General features: G+C 72.2%; 22 protein-coding genes. 12 read left to right on the top strand and 10 right to left on the bottom strand.

Features of this window, described 5'->3' with window-relative positions; translation table 11 throughout:
• Positions 1-84: 84 nt before the first annotated feature.
• Complete coding sequence (locus ACWGIH_RS26835) at positions 85-1182, bottom strand: NADH:flavin oxidoreductase/NADH oxidase (protein ID WP_453449616.1); 1098 nt, start codon at positions 1180-1182, stop codon at positions 85-87.
• A gap of 148 nt (positions 1183-1330) precedes the next feature.
• Here ACWGIH_RS26835 and ACWGIH_RS26830 point away from each other — a divergent pair, with 148 nt between their 5' ends.
• Positions 1331-1696, top strand: coding sequence for an ArsR/SmtB family transcription factor (locus ACWGIH_RS26830; RefSeq protein ID WP_453449617.1), 366 nt, complete (start codon positions 1331-1333; stop codon positions 1694-1696).
• A gap of 129 nt (positions 1697-1825) precedes the next feature.
• On the opposite strand, the gene ACWGIH_RS26825 is transcribed toward ACWGIH_RS26830, so the two are convergent.
• Entirely contained in the window at positions 1826-3175 is a 1350-nt protein-coding gene (locus ACWGIH_RS26825) for an FAD-dependent oxidoreductase (protein WP_453449618.1), read from the bottom strand.
• A 177-nt stretch (positions 3176-3352) separates the two neighbouring features.
• Here ACWGIH_RS26825 and ACWGIH_RS26820 point away from each other — a divergent pair, with 177 nt between their 5' ends.
• A complete protein-coding gene (locus ACWGIH_RS26820) occupies positions 3353-3805 on the top strand; it encodes a DUF6214 family protein (protein ID WP_453449619.1) in 453 nt (150 codons plus the stop codon).
• 28 nt (positions 3806-3833) lie between these two features.
• Here ACWGIH_RS26820 and ACWGIH_RS26815 read toward each other — a convergent pair whose 3' ends face one another.
• Positions 3834-4763: a LysR family transcriptional regulator gene (locus ACWGIH_RS26815; RefSeq protein ID WP_453449620.1), complete on the bottom strand. Its 930-nt coding sequence runs from the start codon at positions 4761-4763 to the stop codon at positions 3834-3836.
• Positions 4764-4901: 138 nt separating this feature from the next.
• Between ACWGIH_RS26815 and ACWGIH_RS26810 the strand changes: the two genes are divergently transcribed.
• Positions 4902-6152 (top strand): MFS transporter, encoded by a 1251-nt coding sequence (locus ACWGIH_RS26810; RefSeq protein ID WP_453449621.1) that lies wholly within the window; start codon positions 4902-4904, stop codon positions 6150-6152.
• Between the two features lie 43 nt (positions 6153-6195).
• Here the strand turns inward: ACWGIH_RS26810 and ACWGIH_RS26805 are convergent, their stop codons facing one another.
• Positions 6196-6849: a DUF305 domain-containing protein gene (locus ACWGIH_RS26805; protein ID WP_453449622.1), complete on the bottom strand. Its 654-nt coding sequence runs from the start codon at positions 6847-6849 to the stop codon at positions 6196-6198.
• 176 nt (positions 6850-7025) lie between these two features.
• Between ACWGIH_RS26805 and ACWGIH_RS26800 the strand changes: the two genes are divergently transcribed.
• Positions 7026-8528, top strand: a complete 1503-nt coding sequence (locus ACWGIH_RS26800) for an LVIVD repeat-containing protein (RefSeq protein WP_453449623.1) — start codon at positions 7026-7028, stop codon at positions 8526-8528.
• Here ACWGIH_RS26800 and ACWGIH_RS26795 read toward each other — a convergent pair.
• Complete coding sequence (locus tag ACWGIH_RS26795) at positions 8516-9220, bottom strand: TetR/AcrR family transcriptional regulator (protein WP_453449624.1); 705 nt, start codon at positions 9218-9220, stop codon at positions 8516-8518. The two genes, ACWGIH_RS26800 and ACWGIH_RS26795, sit on opposite strands and share 13 nt — an antisense overlap.
• Before the next feature lie 192 nt (positions 9221-9412).
• Between ACWGIH_RS26795 and ACWGIH_RS26790 the strand changes: the two genes are divergently transcribed.
• Positions 9413-9658, top strand: coding sequence for a DUF2630 family protein (locus ACWGIH_RS26790; RefSeq protein WP_453449625.1), 246 nt, complete (start codon positions 9413-9415; stop codon positions 9656-9658).
• 62 nt (positions 9659-9720) lie between these two features.
• Here the strand turns inward: ACWGIH_RS26790 and ACWGIH_RS26785 are convergent, their stop codons facing one another.
• The 4 genes from ACWGIH_RS26785 to ACWGIH_RS26770 all read right to left on the bottom strand — a co-directional run bounded on the left by ACWGIH_RS26785 (position 9721) and on the right by ACWGIH_RS26770 (position 12979).
• Positions 9721-10422: an HAD family hydrolase gene (locus tag ACWGIH_RS26785; protein ID WP_453449626.1), complete on the bottom strand. Its 702-nt coding sequence runs from the start codon at positions 10420-10422 to the stop codon at positions 9721-9723.
• 103 nt (positions 10423-10525) lie between these two features.
• Positions 10526-11224 (bottom strand): phosphatase PAP2 family protein, encoded by a 699-nt coding sequence (locus ACWGIH_RS26780; RefSeq protein WP_453449627.1) that lies wholly within the window; start codon positions 11222-11224, stop codon positions 10526-10528.
• A 95-nt stretch (positions 11225-11319) separates the two neighbouring features.
• Complete coding sequence (locus ACWGIH_RS26775; RefSeq protein ID WP_453449628.1) at positions 11320-12255, bottom strand: M56 family metallopeptidase; 936 nt, start codon at positions 12253-12255, stop codon at positions 11320-11322.
• A 154-nt stretch (positions 12256-12409) separates the two neighbouring features.
• The gene (locus ACWGIH_RS26770) at positions 12410-12979 is read right to left on the bottom strand and encodes a DUF5134 domain-containing protein (protein WP_453449630.1); all 570 of its coding nucleotides are present in this window, start codon (positions 12977-12979) and stop codon (positions 12410-12412) included.
• Positions 12980-13195: 216 nt separating this feature from the next.
• On the opposite strand from ACWGIH_RS26770, the gene ACWGIH_RS26765 reads away from it, so the two are divergent.
• Together ACWGIH_RS26765 and ACWGIH_RS26760 are read left to right on the top strand one after the other, a co-directional pair.
• The gene (locus tag ACWGIH_RS26765; RefSeq protein ID WP_453449631.1) at positions 13196-14914 is read left to right on the top strand and encodes an FUSC family protein; all 1719 of its coding nucleotides are present in this window, start codon (positions 13196-13198) and stop codon (positions 14912-14914) included.
• Positions 14915-14949: 35 nt separating this feature from the next.
• Positions 14950-15645 carry a MarR family winged helix-turn-helix transcriptional regulator gene (locus ACWGIH_RS26760; protein WP_453449632.1) on the top strand — a complete coding sequence of 232 codons (696 nt, stop codon included), beginning with the start codon at positions 14950-14952 and terminating at the stop codon, positions 15643-15645.
• Positions 15646-15685: 40 nt separating this feature from the next.
• Here ACWGIH_RS26760 and ACWGIH_RS26755 read toward each other — a convergent pair whose 3' ends face one another.
• Positions 15686-16462, bottom strand: coding sequence for a FadR/GntR family transcriptional regulator (locus tag ACWGIH_RS26755; RefSeq protein ID WP_453449633.1), 777 nt, complete (start codon positions 16460-16462; stop codon positions 15686-15688).
• Between the two features lie 161 nt (positions 16463-16623).
• On the opposite strand from ACWGIH_RS26755, the gene ACWGIH_RS26750 reads away from it, so the two are divergent.
• The 5 genes from ACWGIH_RS26750 (at position 16624) to ACWGIH_RS26730 (ending at position 22274) form a co-directional block, all read left to right on the top strand.
• Positions 16624-17943, top strand: a complete 1320-nt coding sequence (locus tag ACWGIH_RS26750) for a M20 family metallopeptidase (RefSeq protein ID WP_453449634.1) — start codon at positions 16624-16626, stop codon at positions 17941-17943.
• On the top strand, positions 17940-19379 hold the full coding sequence (locus ACWGIH_RS26745; protein WP_453449635.1) for an aldehyde dehydrogenase family protein: 1440 nt from the start codon (positions 17940-17942) through the stop codon (positions 19377-19379). The genes ACWGIH_RS26750 and ACWGIH_RS26745 overlap by 4 nt, the downstream gene beginning before the upstream one ends.
• A gap of 144 nt (positions 19380-19523) precedes the next feature.
• Complete coding sequence (locus ACWGIH_RS26740; protein WP_453449636.1) at positions 19524-20324, top strand: SDR family NAD(P)-dependent oxidoreductase; 801 nt, start codon at positions 19524-19526, stop codon at positions 20322-20324.
• 40 nt (positions 20325-20364) lie between these two features.
• Positions 20365-20745 (top strand): DUF3311 domain-containing protein, encoded by a 381-nt coding sequence (locus ACWGIH_RS26735; RefSeq protein ID WP_453449637.1) that lies wholly within the window; start codon positions 20365-20367, stop codon positions 20743-20745.
• Positions 20742-22274, top strand: a complete 1533-nt coding sequence (locus ACWGIH_RS26730) for a sodium:solute symporter family protein (RefSeq protein ID WP_453449638.1) — start codon at positions 20742-20744, stop codon at positions 22272-22274. The genes ACWGIH_RS26735 and ACWGIH_RS26730 overlap by 4 nt, the downstream gene beginning before the upstream one ends.
• Positions 22275-22290: the final 16 nt, after the last annotated feature.

Below are 22290 nucleotides of genomic sequence, written 5' to 3'. Positions count from 1 at the left end.
CTTCGGGGTGTCACCTAGGGATGACCCCAGTCCCCACCCTTGGCCAAGGCTCCCGGGGCGGGAAGCGGCTCCGCGCGCCAGGGCTCACACCATGCGGTGGTACTGCTGGGGCGTGGCGACGTCGCCGCCCAGGTCGTTCGCTGCGTGGCGGGCCCAGGAGGGGTTGCGCAGGAGCTCACGGCCCAGCAGCACGGCGTCCGCCTCACCGTTGGCGAGGATCTTCTCGGCCTGCTCAGGGTCGGTGATCAGGCCGACGGCCGCCACGGGAAGCGGGGTCTCCGCCTTCACGCGTGCCGCGAACGGGACCTGGTAGCCGGGGCCCGCCTGGATGCGCGCCCTCGGGGCATTGCCACCCGTGGAGACGTCCAGGAGATCCACGCCGTGGGCGTGCAGTTCCTTCGCGAGCCGGACCGTGTCGTCGGCCGTCCAGCCGTCCCGCTCGTCCTCGGGGTTCTCCGTCAGCCAGTCGGTCGCGGAGATCCGGAAGAACAGGGGCAGCTCCTCGGGCCATACGGCGCGGACGGCGTCGACGACCTCCAGGGCGAGCCGGGAGCGGTTCTCGAAGGAGCCGCCGTACTCGTCGGTGCGGTGGTTGCTGAACGGCGAGAGGAACTCGCCGATGAGGTAGCCGTGGGCGCCGTGGATCTCGACCACCTGGAAGCCGGCGTCCAGCGCGCGCCGTGCCGCGTCGGCGAACTGGCCGACGACGTCGCGGATCTCCTCCGTGGTGAGTTCGTGCGGCAGGTGGTGGCCCTCGTCGAAGGGGAGCGCGCTGGGCGCCACCGGCTGCCAGCCGTGCTCGTCCTGGCCGACGGGTCCGCCGCCCTTCCAGGGACGGTCGGTGGACGCCTTGCGGCCCGCGTGGGCGAGCTGGATGCCCGGGGTGGTGCCCTGGGTCTTCAGGAAGCCGGTGATGCGGCGCAGCGCCTCGACCTGCGTGTCGTTCCATATGCCGAGGTCCGCGGGGCTGATGCGGCCCTCGGGACTCACGGCGGTCGCCTCGACGAGGATCAGGCCGGTGCCGCCGGTGGCGCGTGCCCCGTAGTGAGCGAAGTGCCAGTCGCCCGCCACACCCGCGTTCGGACCGAACACGTCAGCCGAGTACTGGCACATCGGCGCCATCCACACACGGTTGGGGATGGTCAGCGATCGCAGGGTGTAGGGCTCGAACAGCGCGCTCACGGCGGACTCCATTCGTCATGGACTTCGGTACGGCTCGTACGATAGACCTCGTAGTACGGCAGATGTCAAACTACGATGGCTCTCGTACTATGGAGGCCTTCGAGAAGACGTGAAGCCAGACGTGAAGCCCCGACGAAGTGGAGCCGTCATGACGACCGCCGCACCCATCAGCAGCCGTGCGCTCGACCATCCGACGCGCACGGAGATCCGGCTCGAGGGTGTGCTCCACGCGCTGTCGGACCCGATGCGCCTGCGCGTCGTGCGGCAGCTCGCCGGGTGCGAGCCGGGCCTCGACGGGCTTTCGTGCTCACAGATCGACCTGCCCGTGACCAAGTCCACGAGCACTCACCACTTCAGGGTGCTGCGCGAGAGCGGCGTGATCCAGCAGATCTACCGCGGCACGGCCAAGCTCAACGGCCTGCGCCGCGAGGATCTGGACGCGTTGTTCCCGGGGCTCCTTGAAAGCGTCCTCACAGCGGCAGCGGCCCAGGCGGAGCGCACGAGCGCCCCGTAAGGGGCGCGGCGAACCGCGGCACTCAGCCCCACCGGCGTGCGGACGACAGCCCCGTAAGGAGCGCGAGGAACGGCGCGACCAGCCCCCACCGGCCCGCGGTCAAAGCCCCGCACGGCCCACAGCTCACCCTCACCGCTCACCGCCGCGCGCGGCGCCCAGCAGCCCCGCCCAGTCCGCGATCTTCACCGACCCGCGGCCGAGCGCGGCGCCCCGCGCTGCCTCCGCCCGCTCGATCGCCTGCCAGCCCTGCCACTCGACGGGGTGCATCCCCGCCTCGCGCAGCGCGGGCAGCGGATCCTCGGGCACTCCCTTCCGTACGAGGGCGGGGGCATCCTCCAGGAGGGAAAGGACCGTCTCCTTGGCGCACGGGCGGTTGGTCCCGATCACGCCCGTCGGCCCCCGCTTGATCCATCCCGCCACATACTCGCCGGGGGACGCGGCGCCCTCCCGCTGCACCCGCCCCGCCGCGTGCGGCACCGTGCCGAGCCCCGGGTCGAACGGCAGCCCGTCGATGGGCACCCCGCGATAGCCGACCGAGCGCAGGACCAACTGCCCCGCGATGTCCTCGTACTCCCCGCAGCCCGTCACCCCGCCGCGGCCGTCCGGCAGCGTCCGCTCGAACCGCACCCCGCCGACGCGCCCCGCCGCCTCCGTCACGGCCACCGGACGCAGGAAGAAACGGAGCCGGATGCTGCGCGGCAGGTGCCGCGCCGGGCGCTCGGCCCAGCCGCGCATCACCTCGACGTTGCGGCGGCCCACCGCGGGCAGGCCGGAGGGATCGGAGTACGCCGGATCGAGTGCCAACTCCGCGGGATCCACGAGGACTTCGGTGTCCGGGAGCGACCCAAGCTCGCGCAGCTCCTTGGTGGTGAAGCGTGCCTGCGAAGGGCCGCGCCGCCCCACCATGTGGACCTCGCGCACCCGGCTCCCGGCCAGCACCCCGAGCGCCGCCTGCGGCATGTCGGTGGGCCGCAGCTCGTCCACGCCGCGCGCCAGCATCCGGGCGACGTCCACCGCGACGTTCCCGACGCCGATGACCACGGCGGACTCGACGCCCGCGGTGAATCCGTCGGCCGTCGTGTCCGGGTGCGCGCTGTACCAGGACACGAACTCCGTGGCCGAGTGGCTGCCCGGCAGGTCCTCGCCCGGCACGCCGAGCCTGCGGTCCGCCGCCGCGCCCACGCAGTAGACCACCGCGTGGTACAGGTCGAGCAGTCGCGCCGTGGGGAAGCCGCCGGGCCCGATCTCGATGCCGCCGAGAAAGCGGACGCGGTCGTCCTCGAGGACCGTGCGCAGGTTGTTCTGCAGGGACTTGATCTTCTCGTGGTCGGGTGCGACACCGTAACGGACGAGGCCGTACGGGCAGGGGAGCCGGTCGATGACGTCGACGCGCACCCCCGGCACGAGGTCCTGCTGGACGAGGGACTGCGCGGTGTAGACCCCGCTCGGGCCCGATCCGACGACGGCGACCTGCAGCACGGCGGTGCTCCTTCCGCGAGGCGGCCTCGGGATGAACTCAGCATCGCACCCCCATGCGCGAAGGGGGAGACGCCGTGAGAGGCGCGTTGATCCGGGCAGCCCGCTCGAAGGCCGGTCGCCGCGCGGGCCCTGCGTGCCGTTCGTGACCTAATGCGATCGCACGGCTACCTCTTGATTGTGCTTGAGAGCCCCTTTCTTGGCGTTTCTGATCACTATCGACCTGATACGACAGGCTCGCCCTCGTTCCACGTACGGCTGACCTTCGGTGACGGTGCCGCCATCGACGCGCGGGCCGTGGTGTCGGAAGGGCGGATCACCCTGGAAGGCCTGCACGCCCGGCCGGGATGTCCGGACGGCGACCTCACCGCCGTGCCCTCTCCCGAGGCGACGCCGCTCCTCGACCCGCACCCGCGGGTCCGGCCACCCGTCCGGCGCGCCCGCCCCTCCTGGCCCCGCGGACGACAGGGGCGGCTGATGGCGGCTCAGGAGTACCGCGCGGCGCAGGCCGAGGGACGTGATCCCGTCCTCGCGGTGATGCGGGCGACCGGCCGGAGCCGCCGCGGATCCCTCAAGCTCATCGCGTCAGCCCGGGACGCGGGCGCGCTGCCCGCACGCCACAACCGCCGCTAGGCGCGCATCCCCCCGGCCACCGGGCCCCTCACCACGCCCAGGCGGGCGTCCACGTCTCGCCGTCGCGGAGGGCCGACCGCGCTGCCGCGAGGTGGTCCCGCAGGGCGGTGAGCGCGGGATGCGGGTTGTCCCGGCGCCAGATCAGCGAGTGCGGGTAGACCGGCGTCGGGCCGTGCACCGCGATGCGCCGCAGGTCGTCCTCGGCGGGCCAGTTGAGGCGGGTCCGCTCGCCGACCAGGGTGGCCAGGGCCGGGGAGTCCGCGATCGTGTCGAGGAGGGGCTCGGTGCCGAATTCGGGTCCGGTCGCCTCGATGGTGAGCCCGAACGCGGCGGCCAGCGCCTCGTAGTAGGCGGCCCACTCGGTGCCGGCCACGAGACCGGGCATCCAGATGCTGTGCCCGGCCAGCTGCGCGGGAGTGATCGCGCGCGCGGCGGCGAAGGCGTGCGCCGGTCCGGTGAGGAGCTGTACGGGTTCGTCGTACACACGGGTGGCCTCGACGCCGTCGGGCAGGTGCCGCGCGGGCACGGTGAGGGCGCGGAAGGACGCGTCGATCGTGCCCGCCCGGACGGCGGACAGGGCCGCGTCGGCGTCGAACAGCGTCACCACGTCGAGCTCGGTGCCGGGATGCGCCCGGCGGAAGCCGCTCAGGAGCCCCGCGGGCGCGAGCCGCCGCCCGATCACGTCGACGCGCAGAGGCCGGCGGCCGGGCCGCACCGACGCCGCCGCCCGCTCCTCGGCCCGCAGGAGATCGCGGGCGTGGGGCAGGAAGCCCTGCCCGTCGACGGTGAGCCGGGCACCGCGCGCGGTCCGGGTGAACAGCCGAACCCCGAGGTCCTTCTCCAGCGAGGCGACGCGCTTGGAGACTGCCTGCTGGGTCACCGCGAGCGCGGCGGCCGCGGCCTGGAACTGCCCCGCGTCGGCGACGGCGACGAAGGTGCGCACGGCGAGAAGATCCACGCACGCCATCCTAGAAGTACAACCATGGGTTGTGGCTGCTCGCGCTCCGCGGTTGTTTGACCTGCGGACCTGTCGCCGGTTTGGATGCCGCAGGTCAGTGAGGGCTAGTTCGAGCGCGAGGCGAGGGGGGCACCGGGCATGGAGGCCAGGCGATCCCTCGGGCGGCAGTTCGGATGGCTGTGGGCGGCCTACACGGTCAGCACGTTCGGGACCCGGCTCGCGTTCGACGCGTTCCCCCTGATCGCGATCCTGGCCCTGGACGCCGGCCCGACGGAGGTGTCCGTCCTCGCGGCGGCGGGGTTCGCGGTGGGCGCGGTGGTGGCGGTGCCGCTCGGGCCGTGGGTGGAGTTCCGCCGCAAGCGGGCGGTGATGGTCGCGATGGACCTGGTCCGGTGCGCGGCACTGCTCAGCGTGCCCGCCGCGTACGCGCTCGGCCTGCTCGGCTTCGGCCAGCTCCTGCTCGTGGCGGTCGTCGTGGGCGCGGCCGACATCGCCTTCGGTGCGGCGAGCGGCGCCTGCCTCAAGGCGCTCGTACCGCCGGAACAACTGCTCGTCGCGAACGGGCGCCTGGAGTCCACGAGCTGGACCGCCCTGATGCTCGGGCCGCCGCTCGGCGGAGCCGCGATCGGTCTCTTCGGCCCGGTGATGACGGTGGTGGCGGACGCGGTCAGCTATCTGCTGTCGGCCCTCGGGGTCCGCGCGATCGGCGGCAAGGAGCCGCACCCCGTGCGCACCGGGCGGGCGCCGGGCTTCCGGGCGGGCGACCTGCTCGACGGGTGGCGTCACATCCTGGCGAGCCCCGTGCTGCGCCCGCTGTTCTTCAACACGGTGCTCAACAACGGCCTGATCATGGCGACATCGCCCCTCCTGATCGTCCTGATGGTCGGCGATCTCGGCTTCGCGCCCTGGCAGTACGGTCTCGCCTTCGCCGCGCCCTGCGTCGGCGGCCTGATCGGCTCACGGCTCGCGGGGCGGCTCGTCGAGCGGTTCGGGCGGCACCGGGTGCTGCGCACCGCGGGGACGCTGCGGGCGTGCTGGCTCATCGGCCTCGCCTTCATCGGCCCCGGTGTCGCCGGGCTCGTACTCGTCATCGTCGTCGAGTTCGGCCTGATCCTGTGCTCGGGCGTGTTCAACCCGGTGTTCGCCACCTACCGCCTCGACCACACCCCGGCGGACCGGGTGGCACGCACCCTGTCCGCGTGGTCGGTCACCAGCAAGCTCTCCATCGCGGCCATGACCGGCCTGTGGGGTCTGCTGGCCGGCGTCACAGGGCCGCGTACCGCGGTCGGGATCGCCGGGGTCCTCATCCTCGCCACTCCGCTGCTGCTGCCGCGGCGCGACCACGAGCCGCGCGACGACCGGGACGCCGTCGCCCGGACCGGCGGCTGACGCCCCGCGTCTGTGGCACGGGACGCCCGCACACCTGGCTGCCTCACATCTCGCGCATCCTGGAGATCTCCGTCGTCTGCTGCGCGATCACGTCGTTGGCCATCTCCTCGACCAGAATGTTGTTGCCGTCGGAGAGCACCTCCGTGGCCATCGTGACCGCGCCGTTGTGGTGCGTGATCATCAGTTTCAGGAAGAGCTCGTCGAACGCCTTGCCCTTCGCCGCGCGCAACTGCTTCAGCTGCCCCTCGGTGGCCATGCCCGGCATCGTGCCGTGGTCGTGACCGGCATGCTTCTTCGCGCCCCCGTGGGTCTTCAACCAGCCCTTCATGGCGCCTATTTCGGGGCGCTGCGCGGCCGAGATGCGGTCGGCGAGGCGTTTGACCTTCGCTGAGTCGGCACGTTTCGGGGCGAGTTCGGCCATCTTCAGGGCCTGACCGTGGTGCGTGATCATCATCTGGGTGTAGGTGAAGTCCGCCGAGTTGGGGGTGTCGTCGTCGGTTCTCTTCTTGGCCGCGTCCTCGGCGGACATCGTCGCCGCCGTCTCGCCCGGCTTGCCGGGAGCGATGACGGAGGGGCCGGGTGCCGCCTTCTTCTCCGGTTCCGAACCGGAGTCGGAACCTCCCGAATCGCATGCGCCGAGCGCGAGAACGGCGGCCGTGAGGAACACGGCGACGGCGGGCGTACGACGGTGGTGCACGGCTGCCTCCTGTGGCGCGCGGGGGAGTTGAGGACCGTCCTAGCACGCTTAAGTGCGGGGTTGATCAAAAACTTTCATTACAGATGCGTTGCCATCTGTTGATCTGTGCATGCTGAGCACGATACTGCGGGTGTCCGTGAACCGTTCAACTACGAACGGCGACTAGGGAGGACGCAGTGACCCTGTTGAACAACCCCCGAACACGGCGCAGACGCTTCGGCGTCGGCGCGGCCGCGCTCGGTCTGATAGCCGCGCTGTTCAGTGCGGCGCCCGCCGGAGCGACGCCCGACCCGGGCGACTCGCCGGCCGCGCCCAAGAGTGTGTCGAAGAGTGATGCCGCCGACGCGAAGGCGGCCATCAGGAGCGGTGAGATACCCGCGCCCGACGAGATCGTGCACTCCAGCAACATCAAGCACCTGGCCAATATCCCCAAGGACGCGCTGCCGGGCACCAACTCCGACCTCGCGTTCCAGGGAAAGTACGCCTTCGCCGGCAATTACGACGGCTTCCGCATCTTCGACATCAGCAACCCCAAGAAGCCGCGGACCGTCTCTCAAGTCCTGTGCCCCGGTTCCCAGAACGACATCTCCGTCTCCGGGAACCTGCTCTTCCTCTCCACCGACTCCTCGCGCAGCGACAACTCCTGCAGTAGCACCACGCAGCCCGCGACCGAGAAGTCCTCGTGGGAGGGCATGAAGGTCTTCGACATCAGCGACAAGACCAACCCGAGGTACGTCTCCGCCGTCGAGACCGCCTGCGGCTCGCACACGCACACGCTGGTGCCGGAGAAGCGCGACGTCTACGTGTACGTCTCCTCGTACTCCCCGAGCGCGACGTTCCCGGACTGCAAGCCGCCGCACGACGGCATCTCCGTCATCAAGGTGCCCCGCAAGGCTCCGCAGAAGGCGGCGGTCGTCGACTTCCCCGTTCTCTTCCCGGGTGAGGGCCCCGACGGCGGCGGCAACCCGGGCGGTCCCACCAACCCCGGCGTCTCCAAGACCACCGGCTGCCACGACATCACCGTGCTGCCCTCCAAGGACCTGGCCGCCGGCGCCTGCATGGGCGACGGCATCCTCTTCTCCATCAAGAACCCCGAGAAGCCCAAGGTCATCGACCAGGTGCAGGACAACAAGAACTTCGCGTTCTGGCACTCGGCGACCTTCAACCAGAAGGCCAACAAGGTCGTCTTCACCGACGAGCTGGGCGGCGGCGGCGCCGCCACCTGTGACGAGGCCACCGGACCGGAGCGCGGCGCCAACGGCATCTACGACGTCACAGGCAAGGGCGACAAGCGCAAGCTGGTCTTCAAGAGCTACTACAAGATCCCGCGCCACCAGGCCGCGACCGAGAACTGCGTGGCCCACAACGGCTCGCTCATCCCGGTCAAGGGCAAGGACCTGATGGTCCAGGCGTGGTACCAGGGCGGCGTCTCCGTCTGGGACTTCACGAACTCCTCGAAGCCGAAGGAGATCGGCTACTTCGAGCGCGGTCCTCTCAGCGCGGACACGCTCCAGACCGGCGGCTCGTGGTCGGCGTACTACTACAACGGTTACGTCTACTCGAACGACATCGCCAAGGGCTTCGACGTCCTGAAGATCGACGACAAGCGGACCGACCCCGCCGAGCGGGTCCGCGTCCGTGAGCTCAACGTCCAGACCCAGCCGGACTATTTCGACTGACCGGACTGACGCGTGAATCGCTGCGTGGACCGCCCAGGGGACCGTGTCTCCTGAGCGGCCTGATCGGCGACGCGTGCATGTGTCCCGCCGGGCGGTTCGTCGCCCGGCGGGACCCCGAGCTCCCAGGCGAGCCCGTACCGCTGGAAGAGCTCGGCCCGCAGCGCCGACGGAGGCATCGGCGCCCCCGGAAGCAGCACCGCGAAGACCGCACCCATCAGCAGCGCGCGCAGCAGCGGATAGTCGGTGTCCACGTCGGGCGAGCCATGGCGTACGACGGTGTCGCGGAGCAGTTCGGCGAGGTGCTGCTGCTCGGGGCAGCGCACGAAACCGTCCGCCTGCAGGATCCCCGCCATGTGCGTGCGCATGAGGAGGGGCTGGTCGCGGGCCAGGCCCAGGATCGCGTCGATGGCGCGGGCCAGGAGTTCGTCGCCGTCCGCCGGTCGCGGCTCCCGTTCGAGGGCGGCCTGGAGCGTGCGGTGCATCAGCCGGTGCACGGCCGACTGCAGGAGTTGGCGCTTCCCGGGGAAGTAGTACGACACCAGGCCGCGGGCCGAGCCCGCACGGTCCGCGATGTCGCCGAGTGTCGTCGCCTCGTACCCGCGCTCGCTCACCAGGTCGACCGTGGCCTGCAGGAGCCGTTCCCTGGAACGCCTTCGCAACTCTTCATTGACCGATGCGCTACGCGGGGACATCCTGTAACTCCTGCGTTGACTGGCTGAGAGCCAGTATACTCAGCGTGTCGCGGACCAAGACCCTCAGTGGTCGTTTACTGGTCCGGCGCGACCTGGGGCAGGCAACACCGCGGGGGAGTGTTGCCTGCTCACAGGTGCCGATCGGCCGAACCCTCCTTACAGTGGGCCGGGGGGCCGAGGAGGCGTACTGAGATGGATCAAGAGCAGATTCTGTCCCGGATCTCGTCGATGGTCGACGACGAGCGGACGCTGCGGGAATCCCTCGCGGCGGGCGCGATCGACGAGGCGACGGAGCGCGCGAGGCTCGGTGCGCTCGAGCGTGAACTCGACCAGTGCTGGGACCTGCTGCGCCGGCGGCGCGCGAAGGCGGAGTTCGGCGAGGACCCGGACGAGGCGCGGGTCCGCCCCGCGGCCGTGGTCGAGGGCTACCAGTCGTGAGGTCCTGAGGCACCCCGCACCCTGACCAGCGGCCACTGCGAGGCCTTCGAGGCCCGCGCATCTCAGCCCCCGTCGACGAGGCCGAGGACGGGGCGCAATCCGTCCGGCCGCCGGTCCACGGGCAGATGGTCCACGAAGTGCACGGCACAGCCCAGTGCGGTGGCCCCGGCGTCCGCGTGCCGGTCGTCCCCGACCATCAGCGCGTCCGCGGGATCGACGCCGAGCGTTTCGCAGGCGCGCGCGAAGAGGCGTGGGTCGGGCTTCTGGATCTCGTGCTCGTAGGAGAGCGTGTACGCGTCGATGTACGGGTCGAGGCCGTGGGCGCGGAACACGGGGCGCAGGTCCCACCCGATGTTGCTGACCACCGCGACGCGGACGCCCCGCTCGCGGAGTCCGGTGAGCACCTCGGCGGCGTCGGCGTAGGGGCGCCAGGCCTCCGGCCGCATATGGCGGTCGTACAGGGCGTCGTGCAGGAGTGGATCGGGCAGGGTGACCTCGCGCGACATGCCGGTGAACGCGGCGCGGTGCTGTGCGGCGCTGCGGTCGCGCTGGGCCCACACCTCGGCCAGCCGTTCGGGCACGAGGTCGGGCCGCGCCCCGCCCGGCAGGGCCCCGGCCCGCTCGAGCCCCTCCGCCAGCCGCTCGAACTCGGCCGCGGGGAGCGGGAGTCCGGCCTCCCGGAGCACCGCCCGCAGCCAGGACCCGGTGGACTCGATGCGGAACAGGGTCCCGGAGAAATCGAAGAGCGCACCCTTGATCGTCATGCCAGGGATCCTCCGGGACGCGCGGAGGGGTGGTCAAGTGCGCTTTGCGGCAGGGGGGTCGGAGGGGATTCCAGCCGGTTGGCGGGAGCGTGGCGAGCGGGGGCTAGGTGGCCTCGGGGGTGCGGGTGGCCGGGCGATGGGCGTACGTGGCGATCGCGACGGTCACCATCAGGGCGCCGAGCAGCCAGCCGCCGACGACGTCCGACGGCCAGTGCACGCCGTTCCAGACACGGGTCACGCCGACCCCGATGACGGAGACCGCGGCGATCACGACGGCCGTGCGCCACACGGCCGCTCCGACGCCGTACATGCGCAGCAGCCACAGCAGCAGCCCGCAGACGACCGTCGCGGTCATGGCGTGGCCCGAGGGGAACGCCGCGAAGTGCGCGGAGTCCACCGGGTCCGGCCACCTCGGGCGCGGCTTGTCGACCGCGGCCTTGAGGCCCTGCTGCACCAGGGTGCCCACCGCGCAGGTGACCGCGAGCCACAGGGCCGGTCGGCGTTCCCCGCGGAAGAAGAGCCACAGAACGGCCACGGTGATCAGCAGGCGCATCGTCCACGGGTCCCACACCCAGTCGGTCAGGATGCGGCTGGCATGGGTGACGCCGTCGTGCGCGACCGCCCAGCGGTGCATGGTGCGCGCGATGTCGCCGTCGAGTGTGCCGAGCGGACCCCACTCCAGCTCGACCAGGATGATCAGCAGGAGCGAAAGGACGCCCAGGAGCGCGGCGACGAGCGGGGCGCGGGGCCTACGGGGACGGGGCGGACCGGGCGGCGAGTCGAGGGGTGCGGCGGGGTGCATGGAGAGATCCTCGCCGACGGGCGGTGCCGGAGGCCATCCCGGGGTGTCGTCCCGCGGGGTGCGCCCCGGCTTCCCCGGCTTCCGGCGGCAGACCATCACCCCAGCGCGCGCAGCCCCGGCACGAACGTCACCAGGAGCGGGACCACCGGCACGAGCGCCGCGGCGGCCGTCAGCCGCAGCCTCCGCCCCGCGGTGAGCCGTGGCCGCGCGGACAGCAGCCGGTGCACCCGCTGCGGCACGTGAGCCTGCGGGGTCGGGCAGGGGCCGAACACGCCCCGGTCCTCGTTGAGCTCGACCAGCGCGAGGGCGATCGTGAGGCGCCCGAAGCGCCGCGAGGCCACGTCGTCGGCGGCCAGTTCGACGAGGCGGTGCATCTCGTCCCGGAACGCGGCGAAGACCGGCACCTGCGGGAACCCCGTGGCCAGCGCGCCCGAACAGTGCAGGAGCCAGTCGTGCCGTGCCTGCGCGTGCCCTTGCTCATGGGCGAGCACGGCATCCAGCTGACGGCCCTTCAGGCGGCGCAACGCGGCGGTGGTGATGACCAGTTGGGGAGCGGAACCCGGCAGCCACCAGGCGTCGGGGCGCTCACCCTCCAGGACCACCAGGCGGTCGGCGCCGGGCTCCTCGCCGGGCAACAGCGGCGCGCGCAGGCGGAGTTCGGTACGCCCCTTGCGGCGCCGTGCCCGGGCCCGGACGATCTCGCGGGTCAGCATCGCGGCGGTCCACACGCCGCCGAGGGCCAGCGCCACGGCCGTCGCGGGAGCCCAGGAGCCGCCCGCCCCTAGCGCGTAGGCGTCGACCACGTCGTGCGGGGCGGGGGCGAAGACGTGGCCGCGCACGGCCTGCCACGCGGCGGCGGCACTCAGGGTCATCGACAGGGCACAGCACATGAGTACACCCGCCACGACGCACTGCCACGCCCACAGCGCGACCACCGGTTCGCGCTCCGGCCATTCGGCGCGTGCGATCAGGCGCGGGGCGACGACGGCGGTGAGGGCGCCCAGCAGCAACAGCGCAACGGGGAGCAACATGTGTCAAGACTATGAGGGTGGCGCTGCCGGAGGGTATGGCCTATCGCCTCAAGTGACGCATGCCACGGCCGTTCGCGGGGTATCGCCCCTTACCGCCCACCAGGACCGCCGGGCCCGCCGCACCCGCCTCCCGCCCAGCAGGCGCCGCGGCGGCCTACAGCGTCAGCAGCATCGCGATCATGGCGATCCCCATGGACAGGCGGCACGCCATCGCCAGTTCCGCGCGGTCACCCCATCCCATGACGGCGCCGGCGCCTCCGCTCCCGCCTTCCGCCGCCGCGAGCGTGGGCACGGGGAGCAGGCGGGCGCCGGACCACAGCACGTACCCGGCGAAGTAGAGCAGCAGCGCCCCGGTGAGGGCCGGGGCGCCCCCGCCGCCATGGCCCGCGTGCGCGGTGGGCGTCGCGGCCATGGCCACCGCCATGTAGACCATCGCGCACGCGCCGACCAGGTGATGAAGGTGGTGCCGGTTCTGGCGGGCCGCCCAGAGCGCGCGGAGCGCTGCCGCGCCGAACACGGCCGCGTAGCCAAGCCAGGCCCACCGCGGCGGGGTGAGTACGGCCGCGGGAAGGGCCATCAGGGCCATCCCGAACCCCATGAGCGCCTCGCTGCCGGCGGTACGGCGCTGCGCCTCGAACCTGCTGCGCATCCGCAGCAGACAGTAGGACCCGGTCGCCGCGCACAGCGCGACGAGCAGCCAGCCGGCCTGCGCCGGTCCGTGCACCGCACACCTCCCCGATCGACGGTGTCCCTGGGGTCGATGCCCTCGCACGGCGGGTCGTACGCGAGCGCATGGGTGTACGCGGGGAGCGCGGAGGGGGAGCGGGCGATGGTACTCGGGTGCGGGGGAGTCGTATCCGGCGTATCCGTCGACGCACGAGGCTGGCGCTGGGCGGGGCTCAGATCGTTTCCTAGTAAAACACTTGCTAAGGTTCTAGGTATGAGCAGTACGCCGCCGCCTTCTCCCATCCTGTCGACACCCTCCAGCGCCGCCCCTGGGGCGCCCGGTCCCTCCACCCCTGCGCGCGTGCGTCGACTGCCGCTCGCCGGTGTGCTGCGTCCGGGTAAGCCGTCCGACATCTGGTTCAAGCCCGCGACCAGCGTGGTCATCGCCACCGCGATACCGAATCTGACGCTTCTCGCGATCGGCCGTCTCGATCTCGTCATGTACACGATGGCCGGGTCGTTCTGCGCGCTCTACACCCACAACCTCCCGTACGCCGCGCGGGCCCGGGCCCTCGCCGGGGTCGTCATGGGCATGCTCGCCGGTGTCGGCATCGCCATGGTCGCCGCCTCGCTCACCACGTCGGCGGCGGTCCTTGTGGCGGTCGGGGCGCTGCTCGCCGCCGCGCAGAAGACGCTGTGCGACGCGACCCGCATCGGCCCGCCCGGGCATCTCATCTTCACGTTCATCAGCTCCGCCACGCTGTTCGCGCCGCAGTCCATCGGGCAGGTCCCCGGTCACCTCGCACTGACCCTCGGCGCGGGTGCCGTGGCCTGGCTGGTCGGCATGGCTCCCGCCGTGGTGCGGCCGCACGGTCCCGAGCGCCGGGCCACCGCGCGGGCCCTGCGGGCGGCCGCCGCGTACGCCGAGGCCTCGGGCCCCGGCCGCGAGCGCGCCCGCCCCGCGGCGGCAGCGGCCGTCCACGCTGCCTGGCAGTCGCTGCTCGCCAGCGGTGCACGCACGGCTGCGCGGCGCGCCCTTGAGCGCCTGGTCATCCGGGCCGAGGACGCCCTGGCGGCGCCGTCGACGGCGGACCCCGAGCGGCTGCGCTCCTGGGCGGCGGGTCTGCGCGGCACGGGCGCCGTGCCGCGCCCCGGCGGCGTACGGGCCGCAGAGGACGACGAACTCCTCGGCGTGGAGGCCGAGTTGGCCGCCGGGTCGGCGAGTGGATCGCACAAGCCGCTGTGGCGGCGGCTCGGACCCGGATCGCCGCTGCTGCCCATAGCGCTGCGCACGGCGGTCGGCTGCGCGCTCGCGGGATACGCGTCGCTGGCCCTGGGCGTCGGTCGGCCGTACTGGGCGCTGGTCACCGCGGCGTCCCTGTACCAGGCCAATGTCACGCTGACCTGGAACAGGGGAGTGCAGCGCGTGGTGGGCAACCTCGTCGGCGTGCTCGCGTTCGCCGCGATCGCCCCGCTGGCCCACCTCAATCACGCCGCGCTGATCGTCTGCTGCCTGGCGCTCGCCTTCGGGGCCGAGGCGCTGATCGGCCGCAACTACTGGCTCGGCAGTGTGTGCGTCACGCCGATGGCGCTGCTGGTCACCGAGTTCGCCCGGTTCCAGCAGCCCGGAGAGCTGATCCTGGACCGGGTCGTGGACACGGTCGTCGGCGCGCTGCTCGGCATCGTCGCGGCGATGGTCGTCACCAACCGCCGCGCCGCCGATCACATAGAGCTGGCCATCGACGCCACGGACCGGGCCCGTACGCGCGCCGAACAGGCCTTGGCGGCCCCCACCCCCGCCACCCTGCGCCCCGCGCGGCGCGGCCTGACCGCCGCACTGGTGGACCTGCGCACCGCGCACGACGCGGCGGCGGGCGAGTGGTGGCAGCGCGCCCTGCCGGACGAGCGGGTGATGATCGCCGAGCAGGCCGGACACCGTACGCTCGCGGCGACGGTGCGCGGCACGAAGCAGGGCGAACACGTACGGGCATGAGGCGCCCGGCAAGACGAGAGGCCGAGGACGAGCACATGAGGCACGGGAGCAAAGGGGACACGACGGGTGAGCCGAAGCCCCACGCGCGCGAGGGCAACGATGATGCCTCCGCGAGGGGCGGCGCTGCTTCGGGTGATTCCGCCTCGGCGAGGGCCGGTGCCGCTTCGGGTGGTCCCACGCCCGTGACGGGCGGCGCCGCTTCGGGTGGTTCCGACGCCCCCCGCGACACCGTCGCCGCCGTCGTGCGGCAGTGGCAGGCTGTGCGGCCCGATGTTGATACCGGGCCGATGGAGGTCATCGGGCGGATCAATCGGTGTGCGGCTCTGTTGCAGCAGGCCGAGGACGCGCCCCTGCGCCGTGTGGGGCTGACGCGTCCCGAGTTCGACCTGCTCGGTGCGTTGCGCCGGACCGGGCACGAGCTGACCCCGGGCGAACTGGCCCGCGAGACCTTCTCGTCGGGGGCCGCCGTCACCAAGCGCCTCAAGCAGCTCCAGGAGCGTGACCTGGTCGACCGGCGTGCCGACACCCGCGACCGCCGTGTCTCGCACGTCGGCCTGACCGACGCGGGCCGCGACCTGGTCGACTCGATCCTGCCCGATCAGCTCGCCTACGAGACCGTTGTCCTGGCCGGGATCGACACGGGCGGGCAGGCGCAACTCAGCTCGCTGCTGGGGGAGTTGCTCGCACAGCTCGAGGGGCGGCTCGGACTTTCGCCGGGGTTCCGGGGGTGACGGGCGGCGCCGGCCCACCGGGTGCCCAGAGGGCGTCAGTTCAGTGGTCCTCGATCGACGCCGCCAGCAACTCCCTTGCCTCCGGCTCCACATGCTCCGCGTAGTACTCGTGCAGGGCGGTACGGCCCAGGCGCGCGGCGAGCGGTCCGTCCCCCGAGGCGATCGCCGCCAGGACCTCGCGGTGATGGGCTATGGAGCGCTCCATCCAGGCCGTGGTGTCCGCGACCCCCGCGATCTTCTTCTCGATCACCTCCACCACCGCCTCGTGCACGGCGCGTGCGCACAGGCCGAGGAGGGAGTTGCCACTCGCCTCGGCGATCGCCCGGTGGAAGAGCGCGTCCGCCTCGCTGAACGCGCGCAGGGAGGCCGGGCCGCCGCGGCTGAGCGCTGCCATGCGGGTGATCTGCTCGCGCATCCGGGCGAGATCCTCCTCGTCGTGCAGACGGGCGGCCAGCCGATTGCTCTCCGCGTCCAACACCATGCGGAACTGCACCAGTTCACCGAGCGTGGCCACGCTGGAGCGGGTCAAGCGTCCCAGGGCCTGGCTGAGGTTGTCGGGCGAGACGCCGAGCACCTCGGCGCCCAGCGGGTCGCCGGGGCGGGAGCGGATCAGGCCCGCCGACTGCAGGACACGCAGCGCCTCGCGCACCGTGGAGCGGCCCACCCCGAAGCGGTTGACCAGCTCGCGCTCGGCGGGCAGCCGGGCCCCGGGCGGCAGATCGCCGCTGAGGATGCGCTCCTCGATCTGCTCGGCCACCCGCTGATAGGCGCGGACCGGTGTGACCGGCCGGAACAGGTCGGTGTCGTCGGCGGCCATCGGCCCGCCCCCTCCACGGTACGTACGTAGCTGACACGCGAGCCGGCGCGGGAAAACCAAGATCTGGTGGTTGACCCGGCCGTGAACGTGGAGGCAGAGTACGGGAACTCAACTGGTCTGACCAGTCGACTGGCCTCGTGGTCGGCCGACTTGGAGGTTCCATGCACACGAGCTCACGTCGCACCAGCTCAAGTCGCCCCGGCGCCACTTCTCCCGGCGCGACTCACTCCGGCGCACGTCACTCCGGCCCAGGGGCGCCCCTCGCCGACCCGCCCGTCGACTCCGACGCCGTCATCGCCTTCACCCAGGACCTGGTCCGCCTGCGTACCGTCAACGCGGCCGGAGCCACCGTGGTGGAGCAGCCCGCGGCCGACCTCGTCGCCGCGCTCTTCACCGAGTTCGGCTGGACGTACGACGTGGTGGAGGTCGCGCCGGGACGCCCCAACACCGTCGCCGTCATCGAGGGCGGAGGCGGCGAAGGGCCGACCCTGATGTTCGAGGGGCACATCGACGTCGTCACGGAGGGGGACCCGGGGGACTGGAGCGTGGACCCCTACGGGGCGGAGATCCGCGACGGCAGACTGTGGGGGCGCGGCTCCGCCGACATGAAGTCCGGCGTCGCGGCGATGATCTACGCGGTGCGGGCCCTGCAACTGGCCGGCCCCTTCCCGGGCCGGGTCGTCATCGGCGTCCTGTGCGACGAGGAAGGGCTGATGCTCGGCGCGAAGGCGTTCGCCGCCACCCCGCTCGCGCGCGAGGTGGACGGGGTCATCGTCTGCGAGCCCGAGGGGTACGAGGTGTGCACCTCGGCCCGTGGCGGCATCCGGCTCCGGCTCGATCTCGACGGGGTCATGGCCCACGGCGCCATGCCGCAGGAGGCCAAGAGCCCGATCGTCGCCGGGGCGCGCATCGTCGAGGCGCTCGCCCACGTGCAGGACTGGGCCCAGCAGCGGTACGGCACCCACCCGCACGCCGGGAGCGTGACGGTCACGCCGACCGTCCTGCACGGCGGAGACCCGGACCAGCTCAACGTCATCCCCGCACATGGTCTCGTAGGCATCGACGTACGCACGATCCCCGGCACCGACCATGCCGAACTCATCGAGCGGATACGGGAGTTCGCAGCCGAGGCGGCCGGGACCGTGGGTGTGGGCGTCGGGTTGACCGTGGTCGACGACCGGCCCGCCGTCGAGGTTCCGGACGATCACCCCGTGGTCACCGCGCTCGTCGAGGGACACCGCCAAGTGCACGGCGCCCCACCGCCGTTCGGGGCGGTGCCCGGCACCACGGACGGAACCATCCTCACCCGCGACGCCGGCCTGCCCACCGTCGTCTACGGACCCGGCGGGAAGTGGATCGCCCACCAGAAGGACGAGTTCGTCGAGGTGCACGAGATCGTCGAGTACACGCGGGTGTACGCCGCCGCCGCGCACACGTTCCTGAACAGCGCCAACGACAGCAGCACCGGAGGTGCGCGATGACCTGTCCCGAAGGGCTGCCCGTCGGGGACGGCTGGGTGACCGCGCCCGGCAGCGGCCCCGTCCGCTTTCCGTACGACGGCGGTGAGATCGGCACGGCACCGATCGGCGACGCGGACCTCGCGGCACGAGCCGTCGAACATGCCGCCGCCGTACGCGTGAGGGTCGCCGGGCTGCCCGCGGGGGTGCGGCGGCAGGTGCTCGCCGGGGTGGCCGAGGCGCTGGCCGAAGCGGTGCCGGAACTGGTGGACCTCCTCATCCTGGAGACGGGGAAGCCGCGGATCGACTGCCGGGTCGAGACGCAGCGGGCGGTGGCCACGTGGCAGTCCGCCGCCGACGAGGTGGCCCATCTGCACGGCGAGACCGTGCCGCTGGACCTGCAGCCCTCCGGCGAGGGCCTCTTCGGCTACTGGACGCGGCGGCCCGTCGGCGTCGTGGTCGGCATCGCGGGCTTCAACTACCCCGTGCTTCTCGCCTCGCACAAGATCGCACCGGCACTCGCCGCGGGCTGCCCGGTGATCGTCAAGCCCGCCCCGGCGACACCGCTCGCCACCCTGCGGCTCGTCCATCTCGTGCGGGAGCAGCTCGTGGCGGCAGGCGCGCCCGCCGGGGCGGTGCAACTCGTCACGGGGGACGCGGAGGTCGGACGTACGCTCACCACGCATCCGGAGGTCGCCGCGGTCTCCTTCACCGGGTCCGCGGCCGTCGGCCACCGCATCGCGCGGGACGCGGCACCCCGCAAGGTGGTCCTCGAACTCGGCTCCAACGCGGCGCTCGTCGTGGCGGCGGACGCCGATCTCGACGCGGCGGCCGACGCGGTCGTGCGGGGCGGGTTCTACGCCTCGGGGCAGGCCTGCATCTCCGTACAGCGGGTCATCGTGGTGGCCGCGGTCGCCGAGGAGTTCGAGAAGCGGCTCGCCGAGCGGCTGCCGGACGTGGTGGTCGGCGACCCGCGGGATGCCGCGACCCGGGTGTCGGCGCTCATCGACGAGTCGGCGACGGTACGGGTCCTGGAGTGGGTCGATCGCGCGCGGGCGGCGGGTGCGCGGCTGGTTGCCGGAGGAGTCCGCGACGCGGGCGGCCGGTGTATCGCCCCGACGCTGCTCGCCGATGTCCCCGACGGCGAACCCGCCTGGGACGAGGAGATCTTCGGCCCGGTCGTCTGCCTGCGCACGGTGCCGGATCTGGACACCGCGTACGACCTCGTCAACGCCAGCCGCTACGGCCTGCACGCCGCCGTCTACACCAGCGGCCTGCGGGCAGCGCTGGAGGCCGTGGAACGCCTGGAGGTGGGCGGCGTGGTGGTGAACGAAGTCCCCGGCTACCGCAGCGACATCGCGCCCTACGGCGGGGTCAAGGACTCGGGCATCGGCCGCGAGGGCCCCAGGTTCGCGATCGAGGAGCTGACGGTGACACGGATGGCGGTCATCAGGCCTTAGGCCTGGCCCGCCGGGCCGTGGGCCAGAGGAGCCGCCACCCCCTCGGGAGTTCCGGTCCCAGCTCTGGCCCACCCCTCAGCAGATGACCAACGCCACCGCCCCCCGAACCCGGCCGCCCGCTACGGCCAGAGAGGCAGCACCCCCATGGACTACGGCAACCTGTTCCGGCTCGACGGCCGTCGCGTCGCGGTCGTGGGCGGCGCGAGCGGCATCGGCCGCGAGGCCGTCCGCGCACTGGTCGCCCAAGGCGCGCACGTCATCGTCGCCGACCGGGACACGGAGGGCGCGGAACGGACGGCGGCGCTCGCGGTGCAGCCGGGCGATGCGGCGGACCAGCGCCTCGGTACGGCCGTCACGCACCCCCTGGACGTCCTCGACCCCGACGCCGTCCGGAGCGCCGTCGCCGCGTGGGGGCCGCTGGACGGCCTCGTCGTCACCGTCGGGGTCAACGTGCGCAAGCGCCTCGCCGACTACAGCCTCGACGAGTTCGACCGGGTCATCGCGCTCAACCTGCGCTCCTACCTCACGCTCGTCCAGGCCGTCGCCCCCGGCATGGCCGAGCGCGGCCGGGGGAGCGTGGTCGGGTTCGCCTCGATGCGGGCCTTCCAGGTGGAGCCCGGGCAGGGGCCGTATGCCGCGTCCAAGGCCGGGCTGATCCAATTGCTGCGGACGGCGGCCGCGGAGTGGGGGCCGCAGGGCGTGCGGTTCAACGCTGTCGCGCCCGGCGTCGTCCGTACGCCGCTCACCGACCAGATCGCCGCCGACCCCGCATGGTTCGACGCCTACGCCCAGGCCTCCGCGCTCAAGCGGTGGGCCCGCGCCGACGAACTCGCCGGAGCCGTCGCCTATCTCGTGTCGGACGCGTCCACCTTCGTCACCGGCACCGTGCTGAGCGTCGACGGCGGCTGGACCGCGGTCGACGGCCGCTACGACCCCTCCGTCTGATCCGCGCTGTTCGTACCGCCGCCCCACAAGGAGTTCCCCCATGCCCCCCACAGCTGACGACGGCGCGCACAACGCCGGGCAGGACAGCGCACGAGCCAGAGCGCGGGACGAGGCGCAGGCCGACCCCCTCGACGGTCTCCCCACCCTCCGCGGCGTGGCCCGCCCCTCCCTCTGGCTGCTCCTCGTCCCCGTCCTCCTCTACGGTTCGGCCCCCTTCGTCGCCAACCGCATCGAGCCGCGCGTCCTGGGCGTCCCCTTCCTCCTGGCCTGGGTCATCGCCGCCACGGTGATCAGCCCCCTGGTCATCTGGCTCGCCGCCCGGCTCGATCCGGCGTACCGCACGGGCGCGGTCGAGCCCCTCCCGGCCGACGACCTCGCCGACGACTTCGTGGGCACCGACATCGAAGGAGGCCGCCGATGAACGGCTCCGCAGCCGTCGCCACCACAATCTTCGGGCTCGCGATGGTCGCCACGATCGGGATCGGCGTGTGGAGCGCCCGCGGCCGGTCCAAGGGTCTCGCCGAGTGGTCCGTGTCCAGCCGTGGCCTCGGCGTCCTGTTCATCTGGCTGCTGATGGCCGGCGAGACGTACACGAGCTTCTCGTTCCTCGGCACCGCGGGATGGTCGTACTCGTTCGGCGCGCCGATCCTCTACCTGGTCGCCTATCTGACCGTCGGTTTCGCCGTCGCGTACGTCGTGGGCCCCGCCCTGTGGACGTACGCGAGCCGGCACGGCCTCATCTCCATCGCGGACATCGCCGAATTCCGCTTCCGCTCACGCCCGGTGGGGATTCTCGTCGCCGTCGTCGCGACGGTCTTCATCGTCCCCTACATCCAGGTGCAGATTCAGGGCATGGGCGTTGTCGTGAACGCGATGACGTACGGCAGTGTCGACCTCAAGGTCGCCGCCGTCATCTCCTTCGTCGTGGCCGAGGTGTTCATCCTCGTGTCGGGCCTGCGCGGCTCGGCGTGGGTGAGCGCGCTCAAGGACATGCTGGTGATCGTCGCCGTCGTGTTCCTCGCCGTGTACATCCCGATGCACTACCTCGGCGGGGTCGGCGACCTCATGCAGCGCATGGTCACCGAGAAGCCTGAGTGGCTGACCTTCCCCGGGCACGAGTCCGGCGGGCGCGACGCCATGTGGTTCCTGAGCACCGTGGTGCTCAACGCCGTGACGATCACCATCTTCCCGACCACCGTCGCCGGTTACCTCAGCGCGAAGAGCCCGAACGCGCTGCGCCGCAACGCGCTGCTCCTGCCCTGGTACCAACTGCTTCTGTTCGTCCCCATGGTGGTCGGCGTGACAGCCCTGTTCGTGATGCCGACCCTGGGCAACCCCGACCTGGCCCTCTTCAGCCTCGTCACCGATTCGCTGCCCTCACCCGTCGTCGCGCTCATCGGCGTCGCGGGCGCGCTCTCGGCGATCGTGCCGATGAGTGTCTTCATGCTGTCCATCGGCACCTTGTGGGGCCGCACCGTCCTCGGTGGCGGCAACGGCGCCGACCCGCGGGCGCGCCGCCGAGTGACCGGGAAGGCCGGCGACGCGCACGACATGCGGGCCAAGCGGCTCTCCCAACTGGTCTGCGTGGTGGCGGGGTTGATCGCCCTCGGAGGCAGCCTCTTCTACCCGAACACCCTCGTGGAGCTCTCCGTACTGTCGTACGAGGGTCTCGCGCAGCTCGTGCCGGTCGTGCTCCTCGCCCTGTTCTGGCGGCGGTTGACCGCGCGGGCCGCGGTGGCGGGGATGCTCACCGGGCTCGCGGTGATGACCGCGCTGTGGGCCACCGACAACGACCCGTACCACGGCGTGAACGGGGGCATCATCGCGCTCGGCGCCAATCTCGTCGCGCTGCTCGCGGTGGTCTGGCTCGCGCCGGGCCCCGGACCCGCCAGGATCTCCGCCGCCGAGCCGGTGGTACCGGACGAGAGCGCGACTCAGGCGAGGCGATGAGCAGCGCCCGTACTTA

The sequence above is a fragment of the Streptomyces sp. NPDC054872 genome (assembly GCF_053610705.1).
Note: the sequence above shows the minus strand (reverse complement) of the source record. Positions and strands in the feature narration are given on the sequence as shown.